This is a genomic window from Providencia sp. 2023EL-00965, from assembly GCF_033550225.1.
GTDB lineage: Bacteria > Pseudomonadota > Gammaproteobacteria > Enterobacterales > Enterobacteriaceae > Providencia > Providencia manganoxydans.
Window position 1 is genome coordinate 1 of the sequence record NZ_JAWUEH010000035.1, and the last position, 4,823, is coordinate 4,823.

Below are 4,823 nucleotides of genomic sequence, written 5' to 3' on the forward strand. Positions count from 1 at the left end.
GAACATGAATATCCACAAATATCTCCTTGGTAATCATAAATTCCCCGTACAAAAATGTACGGATAATACCAAGTGGCTCAGTTTTCTATGATCGTTAGTGGATCAGTTTTACATGATCAGTGACAAAGTTAAAGCGCATTGAGTTACCGCGAATGGATTTGAGAACAGCATCGGCTTTGGCTCCCCATTTTGCTGTAGCGACTTGCTTAATGGCGTTTTCAATCGCTTCGATTAAATCTGTGCGATTTTTGGGGATGAGAAACGTAGCGCGGAATTTGTAATCGCCTTACCCGTTAACTTGGGTTGCTTCGAACAGATCAGGGAATGCCAAACGGACGTTGGATAATTTAACTTTCATATTGGGTACCTTTAATTAAATGAGGTCGGCAATGAGTGACTCTTCGGTCACATCATCAAAATCGTTTTCAGAGTTAATAGCGAGTGCGGGGCGGGGGTCGGATTCGAGCGCAATAACAGGCTTACCTTCCGCTCGGGTAATGAGCGCTTCTAGTTTAGTCCAGCGACGAGGATTGACTTTCTTAACTAGCTTTTCAGCTTGAGTTGGGCTAATCAACTTCATGCTGTATATTTCTTCGCGCTTAAGTCTAAAGCCTCTTAATTTTGCTTCAGCTTCAGCTTCATCACTCCAAGCGCGGTTACCTAGTTTACCAGTAACCAGTTTTAAGCCCGGTAATGCATGTCCTGCGTTAAGTTCGTCAAGTACTCGTGCGCTTAACGCCTTACAAAAAGTTTCTACATAATTGATATTTTTATAGAGTTCAGCAAGTTGTGTTGGCTCTAAAACTGATATGCGCTGTTGTACATCGCTAAGCTGTTCTTCTAGTGGTGCAGTTAAATCAACAAAATCACCTTTAACAATTTCAAGTGCATGTTGTGTTTCAGCCGCACATAACCCACCTTTTGCTTTACAAAAGCGACACTGTTTTTCACCAGGCTTAAAGCACGTAGGTGGGAGGGTTTCAACATCCTCACATTCTGCAATTGAGCATATAACAACCGCTTCCGCAGCAGCTTCTTTTGCTCGTTCACCAAAGGCGATCAGTTTGTCAATTGTGATCGCCCATTCAGATACGTGATTTAATCGCGGCTGGTGGATGAACATGCGAACAGTTTCGAAGTCATACAGCATACTGAATTGATCTAAAGCGCCCAAAGCATATAGCTGTAGTTGCTCGTTCTCTTCAGCGTCAACTTTAACACCAACACCGTATTTTAAATCGTGAATCTGTAACTCTTTAGGATCTAAAATTACAGCATCTGCGGTGCCGAATGAGTTCTCAACTCCAATAACATCGGAGAAATCTACTCGTTGTTCGATTAGTAACTCTTTACCCTCGGCTAGTGACCAAACGGTTTCAACGTAGTGGCCTACCGCCTCGACCATTTCATCATTAACTTGTGGGGTATCGGGTTTATTTAACGGATATGTGCCTAGATAGTCACTTGTATTTTGACCTAGCTCTGATGTGTTTTCTTGGCGATTACGCAAAACACATTCGCCCAGTGCATGTGCAGCAGTACCTTCTAAAGCAAATTCAGACTCTTTATCAGGCACGGTTGATTCTAAGGCTAAGCTCCCACTGCACACCATCCAACGATGTGCAGATGAGGGGGATAGTTTAGCATGGATATCAGGCATTTAACCCTCCCAAGCTTTTTCCGCAAGTGCAACAACTTCCGCTAATTTATCTTCAGGCACTTGGCCTAATTTTTTAGCGCCAAATTTAGTGAGAATATCTACCGCTTCATTGCGATAACCACCTTTAGCTAACTGTAAAATTAGTTTCTCAGCTTGTTCAAATAGCGCTTTAGGATCAGTATTTTCTGGCTCTGGCTCTGGCTCTGGCTCTGGCTCTGGCTCTGGCTCTGGCTCTTCGCTAGCTGTTTTACCTTCACTGAGTAGCTCGATAGCAAATTCGCGACGCTCAGTAACGCCGGGGATATCGGACCAATTTAACAACATTTCCAAACATAAATCGTGAATAGTGTTATTTGGTAAGTTGGTCACTTCATCTAAGTTAACCAGTGCCATATAAAGGGCGTCAGCTTGTGTATTACGGTTTTTACCTGTAGCCGCTAAGATTTCATCCACTTTATCAAGTTGTTCTGTGGTCAATTCTTCAAAATTACCATCGAACAACACGGCTAAAGCGACGATTTGCTCTAAATTGAGGGTATTAATATCAACAGGCTTTATAGCTGGAGGCGCTTCTTTTTTAGCTACTTCTTTTTTGCTAGTTGTTTCAGATTTAGCTTTAATAGGCTGAGGTTTTTCATCCGGTTTTAATGTGGTGTGAGTTTGTACGACTGCGCCTGATTGCATTGCGGCAATTAATTGGCGCATGACTTCGGTATTTTCTTTAATTGCTAGTTCAAGACTCATGATGTGTATTCCTCGAATTCTACAAAATAGCCAGAGCTATTAAGAGTGTATGGAGCGTAAGGTTTAATGCCGTTTTCGCCTGCACGGGCGGTAGCAAAATATTTTCTGCCATTAAAATATTGAAGGGGGATAGATATGCAGGAACCAAATCCTAATGTGAAATATCTAACAGTATTCGTGCAGCTAACAATAGTATTAAAGCCTTCAGCTACAATTATCGCGTTATCACCCGCGCAAGCTATTTTAGTATTAGCACCGTAGCTACCTATTTTTACATTACTTCCAGAGCTAGTGATTTCTGAGTGTTCGCCGAAACTTGCTATTTTACAATTAAATCCTGTGCTGCTTATTTCAGCTTTAAAACCTAGGCTACCGATTTTATTATAATCACCATTATCATATATTCGTATGTAACCTCCTTTATCTTCCCAAAAAGGAATAGGAGATAACTTAGTTTCAAGCAGCTTTTTTTCTGCGTCACTAAATTCAGCATTATCTAATTCTCGGGTATAAAGTATATTCAATAATGCTTCAATTTTATCAAGCTGCTTAGACTTTAATAACTTGATATAGATTTCTTCGTAACTTGCTCCGTCATCAAAGTTATTTTTAAACCATTCAGTAAATTTTGGGGGAGACCATTGTGCAATGAAATCTAAATATATCTTCATTTCTCCCCCTCAAAGATACAAGGTGATAGGGAAGGTGGCGTTAGGGTTTTGTTTAAGGGCTTCACGTTTTTGTTGATAACGTAAACGGCGAACGTTGTTATTCATCGGAAATTTATCCGATGGCAAAATTTTGGCTTTTTTCATTGAATTATTTCCGATGGATAATAAAGAATTATTTTATTGATAAAATTGAAAGTAATATAAAACCTCGCGATTGCGAGGTTTAGATGCCGGGAAAAAATATTTATTAGCTATATAGAATTACTATGTATTTTTAGTACAGCCTTGAGGTGTAATACTCGAATTTTCTAACAAAGAAGGATGTATCGATAATATAGTTAGGGTATGCTTTTTGTAGATTCTTTATATCGTCAATTTCCACAAATAAGCCATTGTACCGGGTTTCATCTTCAATCTGTGAGTAGACGTTTAATGCGCTCTCTTTGTTTGTGAAAAAAGTGCAGGCTACCGTTGTAGTCATCATGTCTATGGCTAAAACAACATATCTATGCTTTACATATTCTTTCTTTAGATTATCATCTGAGAATACTCTATTAAAAGACAATAACTTATCGGTTGCTGTCAATTTTTTATCAAGTTCAAGTATTCTTTTTTTGTGTTCCTCTTTAGTTGTTCTATCTAAGTAGCAAAAACCATCGTCGTCAGCGAGAAAGTCACTCATTATTTGGAAAAATTCAATCCAATCTTTATCCGCATTAAAAGGGTTTGTTTTGAGTGATTTCCCTTCACATAAATCGACAACCTCGATAGTTGTTGCCCAAAGATGCTGCAATTTGGTTCTTAGTTGGACTTCGATAAGAAATCCCTTCCAATCATGGTATTCTTCGTTACCATAACACTGGTAAACTCGATGTATTCCTCTATAACCAGTAGCTTTTTTATGGACTGTGTAGTCGTTTATTTTCTTTATACTGTGGACTGTTCTACTATTATTTAATGAATTATTTAAACTTATTAATTGCTCTCTATTTTCGACAATAACTCGGCAACCGCCGATATCCTGCATTCTCACAATAGATATGGAATTATCTTGTTTTCCATTTAAAGTTGCGCGAGATAATTTATCTATTATTGTTGGTAGTCGCTTTAATCGGCGAGCTATAATTGCGGTGGGTGCTTTCTTTTTGGCATGCTTCCATACTAAGTTTTTTATAATCATTAACGGATAAAGATGAGCAGCTCTAAAATTTCTAATGATGTCTACTGAATTTGCAGTTTCAATATTCTTCCGGATATTATCGCCAGCCCTTTTCACTTGCTTTTTAGAGTAAGATAATTTTATTTTACCTTTTTCATATTGCTCATTAGCCATTGTGTTTTTGCTCACATAGTTAAACTTTATCTGCAATATAACCTCCTTAATCTTGTACATCAATTTAGCTGATCAATATTGAGGCAATTTCCAATAATAATGTAGTGTTTACTCACCATAGGCCACTCATTGAATGGCCTATAATTAGTTTAACCACCTGACAACTGTCCGCCGCTTGCCCGAGAATGCCATACCCCCGTAAAGGCTGTGTCCACTTCCCCTAAAATAAGACAGCTATAATTAGATTTTCTGCCCTAACCATTGCAGAGGTCATGATGAAAAAAGCCTGTTTTACTGAAACTCAAATCGTTAATATTTTAAAACTCGCTGACTCTGGTATGAAAGTCGAAGATATTTGCCGTCAAAATGGGATCAGCAACGCGACTTACTATAACTGGAAATCAAAGTACGGTGG

At 38.7% G+C, this 4,823-nt stretch carries 6 protein-coding genes and 1 pseudogene; 1 reads left to right on the forward strand and 6 read right to left on the reverse strand.

Features of this window, described 5'->3' with window-relative positions; genetic code table 11:
• Positions 1 to 130 precede the first annotated feature (130 nt).
• The 6 genes and pseudogenes from SC428_RS21830 to SC428_RS21855 form a co-directional block, all read right to left on the reverse strand.
• Positions 131 to 358, reverse strand: a pseudogene (locus SC428_RS21830) (ssDNA-binding protein); the annotation flags it as partial.
• A 15-nt stretch (positions 359 to 373) separates the two neighbouring features.
• Positions 374 to 1,660: a DUF2800 domain-containing protein gene (locus tag SC428_RS21835; RefSeq protein ID WP_318710324.1), complete on the reverse strand. Its 1,287-nt coding sequence runs from the start codon at positions 1,658 to 1,660 to the stop codon at positions 374 to 376.
• Positions 1,661 to 2,404 (reverse strand): hypothetical protein, encoded by a 744-nt coding sequence (locus tag SC428_RS21840; RefSeq protein ID WP_318710325.1) that lies wholly within the window; start codon positions 2,402 to 2,404, stop codon positions 1,661 to 1,663.
• Complete coding sequence (locus SC428_RS21845) at positions 2,401 to 3,075, reverse strand: hypothetical protein (RefSeq protein WP_318710326.1); 675 nt, start codon at positions 3,073 to 3,075, stop codon at positions 2,401 to 2,403. The genes SC428_RS21840 and SC428_RS21845 overlap by 4 nt, the downstream gene beginning before the upstream one ends.
• 9 nt (positions 3,076 to 3,084) lie before the next feature.
• Positions 3,085 to 3,219 (reverse strand): hypothetical protein, encoded by a 135-nt coding sequence (locus tag SC428_RS21850; RefSeq protein WP_281733176.1) that lies wholly within the window; start codon positions 3,217 to 3,219, stop codon positions 3,085 to 3,087.
• Positions 3,220 to 3,349: 130 nt separating this feature from the next.
• Positions 3,350 to 4,408 carry a RelA/SpoT domain-containing protein gene (locus SC428_RS21855; RefSeq protein WP_318710328.1) on the reverse strand — a complete coding sequence of 353 codons (1,059 nt, stop codon included), beginning with the start codon at positions 4,406 to 4,408 and terminating at the stop codon, positions 3,350 to 3,352.
• Positions 4,409 to 4,683: 275 nt separating this feature from the next.
• Between SC428_RS21855 and SC428_RS21860 the strand changes: the two genes are divergently transcribed.
• Positions 4,684 to 4,823: transposase (locus tag SC428_RS21860; protein WP_318710329.1), on the forward strand; the 140-nt coding region annotated here is incomplete at its 3' end.